Genomic DNA, 17819 nt, shown 5'->3' with positions numbered 1-17819 from the left:
TGACTAACACTATCTTTCTATTCTTGTAAGTCACTTCATGTCACTCCACTATTACAAAACTTCTTTTGAATTTATCCTATCAAGAAATTTTACATGAATAATAAAACGTGTGAATATGCAATTCTGCATATTCACACGTTTTATTACAATGTTATGATTTAATTTAGTTAAAGAACAAGTATACCGAGGTGACTAACTTGAAATTTAAAGCGAAAAAAAATCCATTCCACGTCATTTTCATTACATTATTTATAATTATTTTTTTCGTTTCGTTATTCTTCCAAAATGAAAATTCTATTTTTTTCACTCTCATGATGCTATTAAATATCGTGAATCTTTCTTCATTCTATTTCTCTCACTACAACGTAACGGAATCATCTCTTGTTGTAAAACACGGTTTCATACTTCGTACTGAAATCCCATTTAAAGACATTCGCCATATTAAGTACTCTGGCAAAAAACTTCGTTCAAAAAAATGGACTAGGCAACAATTAGAAATTAATTATAATTTATTTGACTCAGTGACCACTTTCGTACCACAAGAAGAAGAAAAATTCATTTCACTCTTAAAAGAGAACTGCCCACAGATGAAAGTAATGAATACGCCTGCTAACCAATAATATATTTTGAAGCTTGCAGTATTGCAAGTAGATGAAACATAAAAATGAACATCAAAAAAGCCAAGATTCTATACTAAGAACCTTGGCTTTTTCTATTACTCTTTTGGAGCAATCATTTTCTTTGGATCTACAATTTCATCAAATTGCCCTTCTGTTAGTAGCCCAGATTGCAATGCTGCTTCTTTTAAAGTTAACCCTTCTTTATGAGCATGCTTCGCAATTTTCGCTGCATTTTCATATCCGATATGTGGGTTTAGCGCTGTTACAAGCATTAGTGAACGATTCACATTTTCATTAATTACGTCTTCATCTGCTTCAATACCAACTGCACAATTGTCATTAAACGAAACAATTGCATCCGCTAATAAGTGAGCTGATTGTAAGAAGTTATAAGCAATAACAGGTTTAAATACGTTTAACTCAAAGTTACCTTGGCTCGCAGCAAATCCGATTGTTGCATCATTCCCCATCACTTGCGCTACAACCATCGTTAATGCTTCACTTTGCGTTGGATTTACTTTACCTGGCATAATAGAGCTTCCTGGTTCATTGGCTGGAATAATAATTTCTCCAAGACCACTACGTGGACCACTTGCAAGCCAACGTACATCGTTAGCGATCTTCATTAGATCTGCAGCTAATGCTTTTAATGCACCATGAGTATATACAACTTCATCATGGCTCGTTAATGCATGGAACTTATTTGGTGCAGAAACAAATTGTTTACCTGTAAATTGACTAATTTCCTCTGATACCATCTCACCAAATTTAGGATGAGCATTAATACCTGTTCCAACCGCAGTTCCACCAATTGCTAACTCTTTCATATATGTATTGCTCTCTGCAATCATACGCTCTGTTTTTTCAAGCATACGGTGCCATCCGCTAATTTCTTGCCCTAAAGTCAACGGTGTTGCATCTTGTAAATGTGTACGACCAATTTTTATTATATGTTCAAATGCAGTTACTTTTTCTGCTAAAGTTCCTTTTAATTTCCTGATTGCTGGTAATACGTGATTTTCTACTGCGATTACACAAGCTACATGGAGCGCCGTTGGAAATGTATCATTTGAACTTTGTGACATGTTCACATCATCATTCGGATGAATATGTAAGTCAGATCCCTTCTCTTTCAAAATTTGATTCCCACGATTTGCAATTACTTCATTCACATTCATGTTTGACTGTGTACCACTACCTGTTTGCCATACGACAAGCGGAAAATGTTCATTCCATTTCCCTGCAATCACTTCATCAGCAGCTTCTACAATTGCTTCTGCTTTTTCTTCTGATAGCTTTCCTAATTTTTGATTGCTAAGCGCTGCACTCTTCTTTAAAATTGCAAATGCTTTTACAATTTCAAGCGGCATTTGCTCTGTTCCAATTGGAAAGTTTTCTTTACTACGTTGTGTTTGTGCTGCCCATAATTTATCAGCTGGAACTTTTATTTCTCCTAATGTATCTCTTTCAATTCTGTACTCCATGTTTTCATCCCCTTGAAAATATAATACCTACATCTCTTATAATAACAGACTTTTTCTTAAATGATAAGAATTCTCACTCTTATATATAGATATTCTATATTTATTAAAAAAAATTCCTCTTGACCTAAACTTAAGTTTAGGCTGTATCCTTTCCATTGTAACCTACTATAACACTACTGGAGGAATTCAATATGAAAAAATATGCTTTTATAACAGGTGCGAATAAAGGAATTGGATATGAACTTGTTCGTCAATTAGCAGAAAAAGATTATCACGTATTTTTAGGTGCTCGTAATGAACAACTTGGACAACAAGCCGTAGAATCTTTAAATGTTTCAAACGTTTCCTATATTCAAGTAGATATTTCAAATTCACAATCCATTCAAGAAGCAACAAAGAAAATTTACGAAACGACTGACCATTTACATTTATTAATTAATAACGCAGGCATTGCATTAGACTTCAATACGCTACCTAGTGAATTAAATATTGAAACTTTACGCCAAGGATTTGAAGTTAACTTTTTTGGAACTTTCCAAATGATGCAAGCCTTTTTACCATTATTAAAGAATTCAAGCAACAGTAAAATAATAAATGTAACAACTGACATGGCCTCACTAACAATGTTTGCTAATGGTGAAACACATCCAATCAATACACTAGGATATAATTCTTCCAAAACTGCTATTAATGCTTTAACATTAGCTTTTAGTAAAGAATTTACTACTAACGGTCCAGAAGTATTTGGGATAACTCCTGGTTTTACAACTACTGATCTTAATGGAAATTCCCCTGGTGGCCATACAACTATTGAAAGTGCTAAAATTATTATTAAATATGCATTAAGTGAAACAAACTATAATGGTAAAATACTAAATAAAAATGGCATTATACCTTGGTAACAAAAGGATGAATGATATGTATTATACAATTGGGCAAGTCGCCAAAATGCAAGACTTAACTATTTCTCAAATACGTTATTACGATAAACAAGGACTGTTCCCTTTTCTGCAAAGAAATGAAAAAGGAGATCGAGTTTTTGATGAAGAAGCACTCAAATACTTAGAAATGATTTTGTGTTTAAAAAACACTGGTATGCCTATTCAAAAAATAAAACAATTTATCGACTGGTCTATGGAAGGAGAATCTACCATCTTTCAACGGTTGGAATTAATGAAACAACAAGAGACCAATGTCTTACAGCTCATCCAAGACACTGAAAAAAACTTAAAAAAGATACAACAAAAAATTGCTAAATATGAGAATGAAATAACTTCAGCAGATGCTATTACAAAATAAAAAAATCACCTTCTACATATTGTAGAAGGTGATTTTTATTTTATGATGCTTGCTTTCCTTTATCTGCATCATCTACATACCAGATGAATTTGCCTGTATATCCGTAAATAACTGCTAAAATTAACGATACGAAGCTTAACCACATAAACGGAACGTATGAGAACGTTGCTACACCTAAAATACCCGCCATAAAAATACCATTATCAGACCATGGAACCATACCTGAAGTTAACGTTCCACCTACTTCTGAGTTACGCGCTAATACACGACGGTCTATTTTTAATTTATCATAGCTATCTTCCATAATTTTTGGTGTTAAAATTAGTGATACATACATCGCACAACCAAATATATTAGCTAAGAATGCCACGATTAATGTAGACAATGTTACATTACCTGCAGAATTTAATTTCTTCTCAAATTTTGATACGATTACTTTTAAAACACCTAGTTTTTCAAGTAATCCACCAAATCCTAAACCGAAAATAATAACAGCTACTGAGCCAAGCATGCCGTTAATTCCACCACGGTTTAATAACTTGTCAACAAACTCAACACCAGATTGAATTGAGAATCCGTTATAAGCTGTTCCAATCGCCTCTCCAAAGTTCATCCCTTGGAAAAGAGTTGCCCAAATTGCACCAATTAAAGCTCCCATTGCAATTGTTGGCATAGACGGTTTCTTCATCGCTAATAGAACGATAACAATGACCGCCGGAACAAGCATCCATATTTTAATATCAAATTGCTTTAATAAAGCTTCTTTTAAAAATTCTACTCGATTCAAATCTACATTATCGCCGCCATACATCCAACCAGCTACAGTAAACATAATACTAGTAATAATATAAGCCGGAACATCTAATACGAGCATAGCTCGAACGTGAGCAATAACATCTACTTTCGCCATAGAAGCTGCAAGAACTGTGCTATCAGAAAGTGGTGATAATTTGTCGCCGAAATAAGCTCCTGAAAGAACTGCACCAGCAACAAGCGGAAGTGGTAAACCAAGTCCTTCACCAATCGCCATCATAGCAATACCTGCTGTTCCCACTGTTCCCCAAGACGTTCCTGTTGCGATAGAAGTTATAGAACAAATAATTAATGTTGCTAATAGGAATATGCTAGGGTGAATAAATTCTAATCCATAATAGATTAATGTTGGTACTACCCCACCAGCAATCCACGTTCCAATTAAAGCACCTACTGCAACTAAAATCAGTATTGCTTCTAATCCGTTAGAAATCCCTTTCGTAATTGCATCTTGCAATTCTTGATAACGAAATCCTAATCTTAATCCAAGCGCAATTACTAAAAACCATGAAATAAATAGCGCTAATTGAATTGGGAGATCAAAAATCGTTTGGAAGGAAAAGACAACAGCAAGAAATAGTAATAAAAGAACTATGATTTCTAGCATCGATGGTAATCTTACACTTTTCATTTTTTTCTCTCCTTACAAGTCGATAACATGACGTATGTCGTCTTACATGTATGTAATATACAATTAGCGAAGACAAAACAAAATTTTCATATTATTTCGATTTATTTTTCCAGTATAATATATTCACAACCCTTTCTATTGTAAAAGTAGATTACGTTTTTCGCAATGAAAAATATAAAAAATGTTGTATTTTTATTTATCCCGATATTTTCGGCCAATAAGACCCCCGCCTTAAAATTCAGTAAGTACAAAGCACTTAGGTAAGAAATTAACTACTGTAAAATTCCGAATTGATATGAACGTATTAAAGCTTCACTTTATTTACAAGGAACAATCCCATACTAACTTTTTTAATATTTGCTGCAACAAAACTTTTTACAACTATCTTCACTTTTTAATTCACACTATTATTTTCCACACAAAAATAGGACACACATCATTAAAATGATGCATGCCCTATCTTTATTTATACATATTTTGTATTTCTTCTTTATTTTTAAGTATTTCCTCAAACTTATCATTACAACCCTTCGGAAATAACACTCCCAGTCCATATGAATGCGCAAATTGAAAATGAGGGTAATTCACTTTTACCTCATCCCAAAACTTATACACGCCGAAATCACTACTTCTAACTTCAATATCATGAAATAATACAATACCGTTTTTCGCGACTTTCGGTAGCCATGTATTATAATCGTGAGAAACAGCTTCATACGTATGATAGCCATCAATATGCAAAAGATTTATCGTTTCATCTTGAAACCGATCTACAGCATCATCAAAAGTAGATCGAATTAAATTTCCTATATTAAGGTAGTTATCGCTCACTACTTTCTCTACTATTTGAAAAACCCCTTCTCCATATGGACCTGTATGCCCATCTCCAGCCCAAGTATCTACTGCAAAGCATTTAGTCGATAACCCTCCATCTTTTACTCCCTGGCAAAAACTAAAAAAGGAGGCTCCTAAATGTGTACCTAACTCAACTAAAGTTTCTGGTTTTTCAAATCGTACTAAGTCATATGCAAAATCTAAATGTCCACTCCAAGCAGATTGTGACCGAATAATAGGACTAAATGTTTCAAATTCAAATGATGGTTTATGAGTAACCCAGTTCATCGCATAACTCCTTCTGCACATATTTTTAACAAACCAAATTACTCTTATCTTTATTTTTTTATCGTCATGATTATGATTCTATTTCATGAAAATATGAAGAATTTATTCTTTTCTATTGAGGTAAAGCGTCATATACATATGGGTCAGTTGGCTTATCAATTTTCTCGATTTTGTTTACTTTTACAAGTGGAAAGACTGTTCCTTTATATGTCGTTTCATCTAATAATCCTGTTATTTTCACCCATGTTTCTTCTGGAATTTTTCAACATTTTGCCCGGTAACAATCATCCCCCAGACTGATGCATCCGCAATACAACAAGTTATACCGTATCGAGCCACTACTGCTTTATTACCCGTCACATCCTTTACATTCCGATCAAAAAACATTTGAAATACACTTGCTAAAAAAGCACCAATCAATAAATACTTACCAGTATCAAAAAACTCATCTACAGTGTGATTCATAACATCTTTCCAACTCTTTTTTTTCTTGTTTGAACTGAAACCTCTACATCTTTTAAAACATTTCTTTCGCGATAGCAATAATACACAATTAGACCTATGAATAGAGCAACTAAAATTGTTATCCCAAAGCGTGCATATACAACGTAATCATTTTTTGGAAACGCATATACAGTAGATAAAAGGACAACTGGATTCATAATGAGTGCACTCATTAAAATAACAATGCCTACATGAAGTGGTAACCCCTTTTGAATGAGCCTTCTTACAATTGGTATAATGACACATTCACACATTGGAAAAAGAACTCCCACAAATACTGCTGGAATCATTGCAACAATCGGAGATTTTGGCATTACTTTTTGAATCATATCTTCCGTCACAAACACTTGAATACATGAAGAAACAATTACCCCTAATAAAATAAAAGGTATTGCTTCAAAAATGATACTTAAAAATACCGTATTCACATTCAGCCATTCCTGCGGTATATTTTTGTGCAAATTTACTAGACTTGTAAAATCTACAAAAAACAACAAAAAGAGAAACATAGCGATAAGAGCTATGCCTACTAATTCTTTTGAAACTCTATTAAAAACCAAGCTTCTCGCCTCCATTTTATTTATATGTAAACATGTGCTTGTCCAAATGCTTCATACTACAGCACAAATTTTATAGTCTATTTCTATTCTTAAATCGTAATCATTATGATTTATTATTGATTTTTCTTTTCCCTTCGTTTAATATAAAACGTAATCATTACGATTTAAAGGAGAGATCATTTCATGAAAAAAGTACCTATCACTGTATTAAGTGGTTTTTTAGGATCTGGAAAAACTACCTTACTACATCACATTTTAACTAATAAGAATAACTTAAAAGTAGCTGTTATCGTTAATGATATGAGCGAAGTAAACATTGATGCATCTCTTATAAAAAAGGGTGGTTTTTCACGTACGGAGGAAAAACTAGTAGAAATTCAAAATGGCTGTATTTGTTGTACACTACGAGAAGATTTAATGATAGAAGTGAATCGTCTTGTTGAAAATGGTGATATTGACTATATTATTATTGAATCTTCTGGTATAAGTGAGCCTATTCCAGTTGCTCAAACGTTTACTTATACAGACGAAGTTCTTAACATTGATTTAACGAAAAATTGCCGCCTCGATACGATGGTTACAGTTGTAGATGCAAATAGATTTTGGGATGATTTTGCAGACGGAGAAAGTTTATTAGACCGAAAACAAGCAATCGATGAAAATGATACCCGGGAAGTTATTGATTTATTAATAGATCAAATTGAGTTTGCAAACGTAATTATTCTTAATAAGATAGATTTGCTAGAAAAAGAAGATGTGATAGAGCTTCATCATTTACTAAAAAAATTAAATCCTAATGCAAAAGTTCTTGAATCTTCGTTTAGCAAAGTACCATTACAAGAAATTTTAAACACAAATCTATTTAATTATGAAAAAGCCAGTCAATCGGCCGGCTGGATACAAGAATTAAATAGTGAACATCATACACCGGAAACGGAAGAATACGGTATCAATTCCTTTGTTTACCGTCGCAAATATCCTTTCCATCCCGAGCGCCTTATGAATTGGCTAGAAAAATGGCCTTTAGATGTTGTAAGAGCGAAAGGATTCTTCTGGCTCGCATCTCGTAATAATATGATAGGGCTTCTATCTCAAGCAGGTTCCTCTATTACAATTCAAGGAGCCGGTGAATGGATAGCCGCATTACCTGAAACTGAAAGAAATCAAATGATTACAGAAGAACCAGAAGTATTGAAAAACTGGGATAAACAATATGGGGATCGACTAACCGAACTCGTATTTATCGGTATTGATATGAATCGTTCTGTGATTGAACAATCATTAGATGATTGTCTATTAACAGAAAAGGAAATGGAACAAAAGTGGAATACATTTATTGATCCTATTCCGGCTTTTACTTATACTTCATAATAATTAATAAAAGGCTTCAGTAGAATGAAGCCTTTTTATTTTATAGCACTCTTATTTAATAGGTTTGCTTTAATTATAAATACAACTGTACCTAAAACAATTAATATAGCATATACGATACCAACTACATCACCTATTTTTTCTAAGCCAAGCGGTAATATTATAGTAGCAACTCCAACTATATAAGAAAATACTCCTGAAAGCTTCGTTAATTTATTTTTATCTCCAACAAACGTTTCTTCCTGATATCCTGCTAACAAAAACAACCTCTTTTTCACATGTATTTGATACCCTAAAAAAATGATAAGTAACCCTACAAATAAACAAACTAAAAATCCTGCTAACATATCCTCCCCCTCCTCTACAATATTTTACTATACATAAAAAATCTTTTAATTAGAAATTTTAGTTTATTGATAAGTTATTCTGTGATATATTGCATATTGTATTCAATTTGTATTTTTAGAAAGGAGAATTTTAGATCATATGGATTCAAATCGATTAAAAGGAATTATAATGGTCATAATCGGTACTTGTTTATGGGGCTTGTCTGGTACAGCTGCACAACAACTTTTTCAATATGGCAATGTTTCAACCGAATGGTTAGTTACGATCCGTTTACTTATATCTGGAATTATTTTGCTCATTATTTCCTCATTCGGAACAAGAAAAAAAGAGATATTTAGCATTTGGAAACAAAAATCTGATGCTATTAAAATGATTTTGTTTGGTCTATTCGGTATGCTTGCTGTACAGTATACGTATTTCGCTTCAATTAAAGAAGGAAATGCCGCCGTGGCAACATTATTACAATATTTAGCTCCTATATTCATCACTGTATACTTACTTTTCAAATGGAACGTTCGTCCATCAAAAATTGATTTTATTTCAATTACCCTTTCATTAGTAGGCACTTTCCTCTTACTAACAAACGGGTCTGTGCATAACTTGGCAGTTTCTACACCAGCTATTATTTGGGGTATTTTATCTGGATTATCTCTCGCTTTTTATAGTTTATATTCAAAGGAATTGTTAGAAAAATGGTCTTCCTCTGTTATCGTTGGATGGGGCATGATTATTGGGGGTATTGGTGTAACGATTGTACACTTTATTTCTACAAACGAATTCATTTTATTATCAACTATGAAATATGTAAAACTAAGTACCCTACCGCTCATCACATTTGTCGTCATTTTCGGGACACTTATTGCCTTTTATTTATACTTAGACAGCATACGATACCTGACTCCGAAAGAAACGACATTATTCGGTTGTACAGAACCACTCGCAGCTATTATTTCTTCTGTACTTATATTACACATACCGTTTCAATCTTTTCAGTTATTAGGTGCTTTTTGTGTCATTGTAATGGTGCTCATCTTAAGCCAAAAACCGGATGAAGGGAAACCAAAATTAAATCTTGTTCATGAGAAAAAGAAAAATATACAATGAAAGGTTTGAATTCACTATGCCTATCCCTCAAAATTATAAAAAACAAGGAAGAGTTTCGGCAAAATCACTCGTTTTAAATCAACTACAAGATTGGATTGTTGAAGGTGTACTGCAACCTGATGAAAAAATTAATGATGGGGAATTGGCTGAAGCACTAGGGGTAAGTAGAACACCTGTAAGAGAAGCACTTCAAATATTAGAGCTTTCTGGATTAGTGGAAATGGTACCTGGGCAAAAAACAAAAATTGCTCCTATTAAGTTAGACGACATACCTATCATTTATCAAACGATGGCTGGTCTTCACTCTATTATAGGAAAGCAAGCACTTCAAAACATTACAGAAAGTGATATTAAGCTACTTTCTGTAATAAATGATGATTTTCAGCGCTCTATAGAGGAAAAAAACTCAAAACAAGCTTTAGAACTAGATATACAATTTCACAATACCATTACTTCTATTGCTAAAAACCGATATATTGAACCTTTTCTAGAAAATATGCAGCTTCATGTTTTACGACTTGAATATTTGTTTTTCCAAAACTTTGTGCCTGCAAGTCAATCTATTAAAGAACATCACTCTATTATTCAAGCGCTACAAAAACAAGATGAAAAACAAATGGAACAAATGATGTCTCAAAACTGGCTCCGTCCCATGAAAGAAATACAAAAAATGATTTCTATAAAATAATAAAGCTGGCTACACAACAGTGTAACCAGCTCCTTATTTACTAATCTATATGCTATGCCTGAATATTTGCGTAATCCTCAATATCTTCATACTCTTTTTCTAATTCCTCTAAAGACAGCTCGTATAATTGTCGGTCGCGAACTTTAAACACCCCTGCTCCAATTAACTCATCAATTAAATGCCTCTTACGATTTTCAACAGCAAAACGGAGTTGACTACTCATCTTTTAAAAAACTCCTTTCTACGATCATTGAAAATGATAATCTTTATCAATTACCACTTTTGATTATAAAAGATGATTCTTAATAAGTAAAGTAATCTTATGAAATATTTACCTTACAAAGTATTTGTGGCCACATTATATATATGTATGCCATGCGAAAAATGTTATGACACTTTTTCTAATCCTTTTTCTTTCATACTTTGCAAGTTGTCTCACTATGATTAAATTCACCATCTATCTCTACTTGAATGGTGACATGTTCTACATGAAATTTCTCCTTTAATACATCCGTAGCCTCTTTTAATACACTTTGCGTTTCATTCCCTTTAATAATAAGATGACATGTTAATACTTGAAAATCCGATGTGACAGACCATATGTGCAAATCATGAACTTCTTTTACAATCGAAATATTTAATAACGTACTTTTTACCTCTTCAACATTTATGTGCTGTGGTGCACCTTCCATTAATATATGAACCGTATCACGTGTTACACGCCATCCACTAATAATGACTAAAATAGACACAAGAATACTAGCAATCGCATCTGCAGCAGTCCATCCGAAAAATTTAATACATAGCGCTGCAATAATCGCTCCGACGGATCCTAATAGATCGCCTAGTACGTGCAGGAAAGCACTTCTTAAATTCAAATTACCTTTCACATCTCCGCCTCTCATTAATATCCAAGCTGATAAAATATTAACGAGCAAACCAAGTACAGCAATAATGAGCATCACATTACTAGCAATCTCAACTGGTTCTTTAAAACGACGGATTGCTTCAATAAAAATGTATACCGAAATGACAATAAGAACGACACCGTTACATAATGCTGCTAACATTTCGACTCGCTTATATCCATATGTTTTCGCAGTTGTTGCTGTTTTTTCTCCGAGCTTAAACGCAAGTAAACTTAAGGCTAAAGATACCGCATCACTTAACATATGCCCCGCGTCAGATAATAGTGCTAAGCTATTTGTTACAAATCCACCAACAACTTCTGCAATCATAAAACTTGTTGTTAGTAGGAAGGCAATTAGTAACGCCTTTTTATTTTTTGAATGACCATGATCATGCGAATGTCCCATACGAATACTCCTTTAAGTACAATATCTGTATGTTAGTATGAAACAAACTCCCCATCTTTATCCCGAATTGACTGATTGTAAACGCCCGCTTCCTCTGTATACACACTTCGCTTCTTTTTAAACAATCCCTTTTTCTCAAATAAAACAAGACTACTTCTTTTTTATTTTCATATTGTTTACTAATGAAAGAATTTTTAAGGAGGTTACTAAAATGAAACGTTTATTTCTCTGTATGGAACGTGAACTTGTTGTAGTGAAAGAACAATATGATGACTATGAAACGACTTACCACTTACAAAATATGCAACCTACCTGTATCGCTGTTGATCCATTTCAAAAAAATCGTGTATATTGCGGAACATTTGGACGAGGTCTATGGTTAAGTGACGATAGCGGGGATTCATGGAGACCAATTGGAGATTCTTATCGTTACTTTGATTTTCCTAAAGAAGATGGTATTTTGCACTCCTCTATCACTTCCATAACAATAAGCTCAAATGAACAATTTAACGGATATGGTGTCGTTTATGTCGGCACAGAACCGAGCGCTTTATTCCGCTCTGAAAATGGTGGTGAAACGTGGACTGAACTTAAAAATATGAAATCATTATTATCTTCTTATACGTGGGCATTTCCGCCTAGACCTTTTACCCATCACGTACGCTGGATTACAGTTGATCCAAACAACCCTAATACAATACACGTTTCAATCGAAGCTGGTGCTGTTATTCAAAGTAATGATAAAGGGCATACATGGATCGATAAAAAATTCGGTGCCCCTATCGATGCTCATCAATTACTTATGCACCCTGAAGCACCAAATCGCCTTTATGCATCATGTGGTGACGGATTTATGGGCGGACCTGATCGTGCATATCTTGAAAGTTATAACAATGGAAACAGCTGGATTTCATGCAGTGAAGGACTTGAACATCATTATTTATACAGCATGGCTATCGATCCCGCTGATTGCAATACGATTCTCGTTTCAGCTGCACCGAGTGCTGATCTCGCTCATCACCATATTCCTTATGAATCTTATATTTATCGAAAAACGAAAGATACTCCTTTCCAGCAAGTACAACAAGGACTACCATCCGCAATCGGTACAGTCATTTCGATGTTTGCGACAAACAAGGCAGAACCACATACGTTTTACACGTTAAATAACAACGGCGTGTTTCAATCCAATGATAGCGGCGAATCGTGGGAACAACTAAACATTCCGTGGAAAGATGAGTATAAAACGCAGCATCCACATGCTTTACTCGTAACTAGTTTTTAGCGAAAAAAAAGACTGCCTAATGTTTTTAGGCAGTCTCTCTTCTATTTCTTTAAATCAATTACGATATCATCTAGAACAATATCTTTACTCTTCGCTTCTTTTTTCGGCACTTCAATTTTCTTCTCTTTTCCATTCACATACTCCACTCCACCATGATTTTCAGGTGTATGAACCCGCAAGTGTACGCGAGGTGTAACGATAAGTTTTGTTGCATTTTCGTTTAATTTTTTGAATGTAGTACTCCAACTACTTTTATGTGGCTCCGCTACTGTACTACTTCCGCCATTTCCTTCACCAGCATAATGATTTCCTAAATCATCTTTTATTTCTAACTCAACATCCGCACTATCCCATATACTTCTTAATGCCTTAGATTCTTCCTGATTGAAAAAAACGATATATGACATCGGGGTTACTTCCATTTTGTCTATATTTACTTTTATTAATTCATTTTCAGAAACCCCATTAACTTTTACTTCCTTACTATCCATTGCTTTTAAACTAAGTGCGAAATTCCAGTTTCCCTTTATTACATTACCTTCATAATCCAACTCAATTGCCTCTATATCCCACCAAACATTTGCGACATCTAACCTTTCACTACCATGACCACTCATCGTAGTCATACCTACATATTTTCCCTCTCCAACTTTTGTAACGTTCGAACTACCTCCTCCGCCATCAAAGCCCATAACTTGCGGACTTCCAAATGGGAACGGTTTCTCTCCTAAATCTTTTTCGCTCTCAATAGAATATGTAATTGTAATTGTTCTACCATCGAATACAGCATCATTAATTGTAACCTTAACCCCATTACTCTCTTTTGTCATATTCAACTCAGTCGAAAATTCCTTATAATTTTCATATAACCCCGTTCTACCATTATCTAAAAATCGGAATATGTCACCTACAATTGGCAATCCCCCGGCATATGTAGGAAAACCGATACCAAGAGTTGCAACCGATAACCCTACTAAAATTGATGCAGCAGCGACACCTTTTTTCCAACTTTTCATCTTTTTCTTCGTACGTATCGATTGTTTTACATTTCGTTTTACTTTTTCCTTTTCAATTTCAGAAGCCTCAATTTCTTCTAGTTCTTTTTCATCTATATCAATATCATTTAATAGTTCATAAATGTCTTTCATATTGCACTACCTCCAAAACTAATATTCGTAGCATTTTGTTGTAGTTTCTTTTTCCCCCGGTACACTCGATTATCAATTGCTGCCCGAGTTAATCCTAACTTGTCACCTATTTCCTCTGTCTTCATACCAAGTAAATATTTCATAATGAACACCTTTTGATCTAGCGGTTCTAATTGATTAATGAGCTTCAATAATTCTTCCCTATCTTCCATAACGATTAATTCGTCTTCTGCTGATTTTTCTGTACTGATATGAAACTCATCTGAAATGATTTCTACTGTTTTAGTCGATTTCCGGTAATAATCAATTGCTTTAAACTTCGCAATCGCTGCAATCCACTTTTTAAAATCACTCGGCTCTCCATGGAATTTATTTGCGTTATTCCAAATGGAAAGAAATATATCGTTTATACATTCCTCTATGAGTCCATCATTTTGAATGGGAAGTAGAACTTTATGCGTGATCCCCTTTATGAGTGGTAAGTATGTATCGACAACGAATTCTAACGCGTCTTCTTTTTGCCGCTGTAATCTTTTTATAAAATTTTTCTCATTTGATTTCATGTAGCGATTCCCCTTATTGTTTTGTAAAAGCTTTTACACCCTATATAACGTCTGAGAAAATTTTTTCTCTCATCTTTTTTATTTTTTGTATGTAATGGAATACTTTCCCTTAGCCATTTTCTCACATAACTATGCATTCAAAGAAAACTTTCTCAAGTCTGTAATTTAATTCATGTAGTACACTATTTATATAGTCACTCTTTAATTTAGTGTACATTTTATTTCATTAATCTATTTTAAAAATTAGGAGATGAGATGTGTATGTGTGGAATTACAGGTTGGGTAGATTGGAAGGAAGACCTTTCAAATCAACATGTTATTTTAAAAAAGATGGCAAATAGTATTGAGCATCGTGGTCCGGATGCTGAAGGATTTTGGTTTTCACCTCATGCGGCCTTTGCACACCGGCGTTTAATTGTAATTGATCCAGAAGGCGGGACACAGCCTAAGACATTTCGTGCTGGTGATTATACGTATGCTCTTACTTATAATGGAGAAATTTATAATTTCCGTGAACTGAGAGAGCAGCTTCAAAAATGTGGGCATGCATTTGAAACCCATTCAGATACAGAAGTATTACTACATGCTTATTTAGAATGGAAAGAAGACTGCGTACGACATTTAAACGGAATTTTCGCTTTTGCCTTATGGGATGATCAGAAGCAACAATTGTTTTTAGCACGAGATCATTTAGGTGTAAAACCACTCTTTTTTACAGAAAGAAATGGCAGTATTATTTTCGGCTCTGAAATTAAAGCATTATTAGCGCATCCATCTGTCCCTGCTGAAATTGATGCGAATGGAATAAATGAAATATTTGGATTAGGCTTATTTCGCACTCCAGGATGTGGCGTCTTTAAACATATTCAAGAAGTACGTGCTGGACATTCTATAACATTTACACGTCATAAAAAAGTAGTTACTAAGTATTGGAATTTAGAAAGTAAGTTCCATACAGACTCTATAGAAGATACATCTTCGCATATTTTATCTATTTTACAAGATACAGTAAAAAGACAATTAATTGCCGATGTTCCTCTCGTTTGTATGTTATCAGGCGGATTAGACTCTAGCGGTATTACTGCACTTGCGGGTAAAGAATTTGCTGCTGAAAATAAAACACTTCATACGTATTCTGTTGACTTTGTAAATAGCGCAAAAGATTTCGAACTGACATTTGCTCGCACTGGTTTAGACGCTCCTTGGGTAAAACGCGTTTCTGAACATGTCGGGACAGCGCATCATGATATTATTGTGAATGCTGAAGAATTAGCAAATCACTTATTCGTTCCCCTTCATGCAAAAGATTTACCGAGTGCTGGTGAAATGGAAACTTCACTATATTTACTATTTTGCGAAATGAAAAAAGATGCGACCGTAGCTTTATCCGGCGAATCGGCTGATGAAGTATTCGGTGGATATCCTTGGTTTCATCAAGAAGAACTACTATATGTAGATAAGTTTCCTTGGCTAACAAATTGGAAAAATACATCTCCTCTTCTACTAAATGAAGTAAGTAACCAATGTAATCTAGAAGACTATATTGATACACGATTCCAAGAAGCGATACTTGAAGTACCTACTCTTGAAGGCGAAAGTAAAAAATCCGCGAAACAACGTCAAATGTTTTATTTATTTTTAACAAGATTCCTTCCTTTCTTACTTGACCGTAAAGATCGTATGAGTATGGCTGTTGGATTTGAAGTTCGTGTACCGTTTTGCGATTATAGATTAGTTGAATATTTATGGAATGTTCCTTTCAACATAAAAAGTATTGATAATATTGAAAAAGGCATTTTACGTAGAGCACTACAACCAGCTTTACCTGACGATGTACGCAATAGAAGAAAAAGCGCTTATCCAACTTCACAAGATCCACACTACTTACAAACAATCCGTAATTTAACACTTGATATGTGTAACAATAAAAACAATCCTATTTTCTCACTTATTAACCATTCCATCTTACTTTCAATTGCTGATCAAAGTAATAAAGTGATTAACAATTTTGAAGCAAGAAGTGCCATGGAGTATATGCTACAAGTAAATGAATGGTTGAAAACATATCACATCCATATTGCTTAACAAAAAGGAGTTCAAGGATAAAAACCTTGAACTCCTTTTATATTAATTAGCACATTGTTTATTATCAGTATCAATAGACCATCCAATAATCGTGGCACAGTCTCTACCTTTCCACTGCAGTACATTTGTTAATACGGGCTCAATCTGCAAGCTATTTCCGTCGTGTAATATTTCTACTAAAGATTGATCATCATCAAACCTTCGTTTGTCACACTCTAAAATACCGTCCGTTGCCATTACAATGTGATTCATTCCTTTTTCTAATCCTCTTACACCTGACGTAAAGCAAGGTGTATTTGCTGCAAAAATATTTTTCCTGCCAATATATTCGTAATTTTTCCGTTTATTTAATCGTCCTTTTCCATTTTTCGTTTTCTCAGAATGGAATAAATACGCGAAACAATCACCAACTGATAACCAATATAAAAATTCGCCTTTTCGTAAACAAATTAAGCAAGCGAGTTCCTCATCATCTTGATCACACTTTTTAATAAATAACTCATCTGTAAATAACGCTAATAAGTACATATGTGTATGATGAAAAGCTAAATGTATTGGATAGGAAAATAACTCTTTTAATTTCTCTTTTCTTTCTGAAATCGCTTCTATTATATAATCAATATTTTTTGTTTTGTGGTGTGTATCAAAAATCATAACAAATTCAAATTGTAATTCAGGGTCCCACCAAGCAAGTACCGCATCTCCTCGTTCATATGCATCACTTTCTTGATTTCCCCCATATACGCCGACTGAAAGAGGACCACATTTTTCAACATGTATTTCATCTACATACATCTGTTCATGACTCATCCATTTGAATGTATTCACAACTATCATCCTCTCTCTTGCTAAATGTATACCTTTACACATAGATTACC

Annotated in this window: 17 protein-coding genes and 2 pseudogenes; 8 read left to right on the top strand and 11 right to left on the bottom strand. The window is 34.0% G+C overall.

The genetic code is table 11. From position 1 onward, the window contains the following. The first annotated feature begins 197 nt into the window (after nucleotides 1-197). The gene (locus tag JFU02_RS28090) at nucleotides 198-620 is read left to right on the top strand and encodes a PH domain-containing protein (protein ID WP_000669073.1); all 423 of its coding nucleotides are present in this window, start codon (nucleotides 198-200) and stop codon (nucleotides 618-620) included. Nucleotides 621-715: 95 nt separating this feature from the next. On the opposite strand, the gene fumC is transcribed toward JFU02_RS28090, so the two are convergent. Beyond that, on the bottom strand, nucleotides 716-2104 hold the full coding sequence (gene fumC / locus JFU02_RS28085) for a class II fumarate hydratase (protein WP_086406576.1): 1389 nt from the start codon (nucleotides 2102-2104) through the stop codon (nucleotides 716-718). 191 nt (nucleotides 2105-2295) lie between these two features. Here fumC and JFU02_RS28080 point away from each other — a divergent pair, with 191 nt between their 5' ends. Continuing rightward, a complete protein-coding gene (locus tag JFU02_RS28080; protein WP_097960357.1) occupies nucleotides 2296-3006 on the top strand; it encodes an SDR family NAD(P)-dependent oxidoreductase in 711 nt (236 codons plus the stop codon). A 16-nt stretch (nucleotides 3007-3022) separates the two neighbouring features. Next, nucleotides 3023-3403, top strand: a complete 381-nt coding sequence (locus tag JFU02_RS28075; RefSeq protein ID WP_097960356.1) for a MerR family transcriptional regulator — start codon at nucleotides 3023-3025, stop codon at nucleotides 3401-3403. A 40-nt stretch (nucleotides 3404-3443) separates the two neighbouring features. Here the strand turns inward: JFU02_RS28075 and nhaC are convergent, their stop codons facing one another. The 4 genes and pseudogenes from nhaC to JFU02_RS28055 form a co-directional block, all read right to left on the bottom strand. After that, nucleotides 3444-4847 carry a Na+/H+ antiporter NhaC gene (gene nhaC / locus JFU02_RS28070; protein WP_000843992.1) on the bottom strand — a complete coding sequence of 468 codons (1404 nt, stop codon included), beginning with the start codon at nucleotides 4845-4847 and terminating at the stop codon, nucleotides 3444-3446. A 462-nt stretch (nucleotides 4848-5309) separates the two neighbouring features. Beyond that, nucleotides 5310-5969, bottom strand: a complete 660-nt coding sequence (locus tag JFU02_RS28065; protein WP_001104674.1) for a class I SAM-dependent methyltransferase — start codon at nucleotides 5967-5969, stop codon at nucleotides 5310-5312. Between the two features lie 112 nt (nucleotides 5970-6081). Then, nucleotides 6082-6308, bottom strand: a pseudogene (locus tag JFU02_RS32665) (TIGR03943 family putative permease subunit). After that, nucleotides 6297-7033, bottom strand: a pseudogene (locus JFU02_RS28055) (permease); the annotation flags it as partial. The pseudogenes JFU02_RS32665 and JFU02_RS28055, both read right to left, overlap by 12 nt. Nucleotides 7034-7216: 183 nt before the next feature. Here JFU02_RS28055 and JFU02_RS28050 point away from each other — a divergent pair. After that, nucleotides 7217-8404, top strand: a complete 1188-nt coding sequence (locus JFU02_RS28050; RefSeq protein ID WP_098323879.1) for a GTP-binding protein — start codon at nucleotides 7217-7219, stop codon at nucleotides 8402-8404. 35 nt (nucleotides 8405-8439) lie between these two features. Here JFU02_RS28050 and JFU02_RS28045 read toward each other — a convergent pair whose 3' ends face one another. Further along, nucleotides 8440-8751 carry a DUF3784 domain-containing protein gene (locus JFU02_RS28045; RefSeq protein ID WP_098323880.1) on the bottom strand — a complete coding sequence of 104 codons (312 nt, stop codon included), beginning with the start codon at nucleotides 8749-8751 and terminating at the stop codon, nucleotides 8440-8442. 139 nt (nucleotides 8752-8890) lie between these two features. Here JFU02_RS28045 and JFU02_RS28040 point away from each other — a divergent pair, with 139 nt between their 5' ends. Both JFU02_RS28040 and JFU02_RS28035 read left to right on the top strand, forming a co-directional pair. Further along, nucleotides 8891-9856 (top strand): DMT family transporter, encoded by a 966-nt coding sequence (locus JFU02_RS28040; RefSeq protein ID WP_098285651.1) that lies wholly within the window; start codon nucleotides 8891-8893, stop codon nucleotides 9854-9856. A 16-nt stretch (nucleotides 9857-9872) separates the two neighbouring features. After that, nucleotides 9873-10544, top strand: a complete 672-nt coding sequence (locus JFU02_RS28035) for a GntR family transcriptional regulator (protein WP_098285654.1) — start codon at nucleotides 9873-9875, stop codon at nucleotides 10542-10544. Nucleotides 10545-10596: 52 nt separating this feature from the next. Here the strand turns inward: JFU02_RS28035 and fbpA are convergent, their stop codons facing one another. Next, on the bottom strand, nucleotides 10597-10767 hold the full coding sequence (gene fbpA, locus JFU02_RS28030) for a Fur-regulated basic protein FbpA (protein WP_000098308.1): 171 nt from the start codon (nucleotides 10765-10767) through the stop codon (nucleotides 10597-10599). A 193-nt stretch (nucleotides 10768-10960) separates the two neighbouring features. Further along, nucleotides 10961-11860 (bottom strand): cation diffusion facilitator family transporter, encoded by a 900-nt coding sequence (locus JFU02_RS28025; protein ID WP_098285652.1) that lies wholly within the window; start codon nucleotides 11858-11860, stop codon nucleotides 10961-10963. 211 nt (nucleotides 11861-12071) lie between these two features. On the opposite strand from JFU02_RS28025, the gene JFU02_RS28020 reads away from it, so the two are divergent. Continuing rightward, nucleotides 12072-13145: a WD40/YVTN/BNR-like repeat-containing protein gene (locus JFU02_RS28020; protein WP_000825314.1), complete on the top strand. Its 1074-nt coding sequence runs from the start codon at nucleotides 12072-12074 to the stop codon at nucleotides 13143-13145. 41 nt (nucleotides 13146-13186) lie between these two features. Here the strand turns inward: JFU02_RS28020 and JFU02_RS28015 are convergent, their stop codons facing one another. Then, nucleotides 13187-14293, bottom strand: a complete 1107-nt coding sequence (locus tag JFU02_RS28015; RefSeq protein WP_061666823.1) for a DUF4179 domain-containing protein — start codon at nucleotides 14291-14293, stop codon at nucleotides 13187-13189. Further along, nucleotides 14290-14856, bottom strand: a complete 567-nt coding sequence (locus JFU02_RS28010; protein WP_000840007.1) for a sigma-70 family RNA polymerase sigma factor — start codon at nucleotides 14854-14856, stop codon at nucleotides 14290-14292. The genes JFU02_RS28015 and JFU02_RS28010 overlap by 4 nt, the downstream gene beginning before the upstream one ends. 261 nt (nucleotides 14857-15117) lie before the next feature. On the opposite strand from JFU02_RS28010, the gene asnB reads away from it, so the two are divergent. Then, complete coding sequence (gene asnB, locus JFU02_RS28005) at nucleotides 15118-16941, top strand: asparagine synthase (glutamine-hydrolyzing) (RefSeq protein ID WP_000333936.1); 1824 nt, start codon at nucleotides 15118-15120, stop codon at nucleotides 16939-16941. Between the two features lie 42 nt (nucleotides 16942-16983). Here asnB and JFU02_RS28000 read toward each other — a convergent pair whose 3' ends face one another. After that, nucleotides 16984-17811: a PP2C family serine/threonine-protein phosphatase gene (locus JFU02_RS28000; RefSeq protein ID WP_001999549.1), complete on the bottom strand. Its 828-nt coding sequence runs from the start codon at nucleotides 17809-17811 to the stop codon at nucleotides 16984-16986. Nucleotides 17812-17819 lie beyond the last annotated feature (8 nt).

The sequence above is a fragment of the Bacillus sp. TH13 genome (genome assembly GCF_016651175.1).
Lineage (GTDB): Bacteria > Bacillota > Bacilli > Bacillales > Bacillaceae_G > Bacillus_A > Bacillus_A thuringiensis_S.
This window is presented reverse-complemented; position numbering and strand designations above follow the sequence as displayed.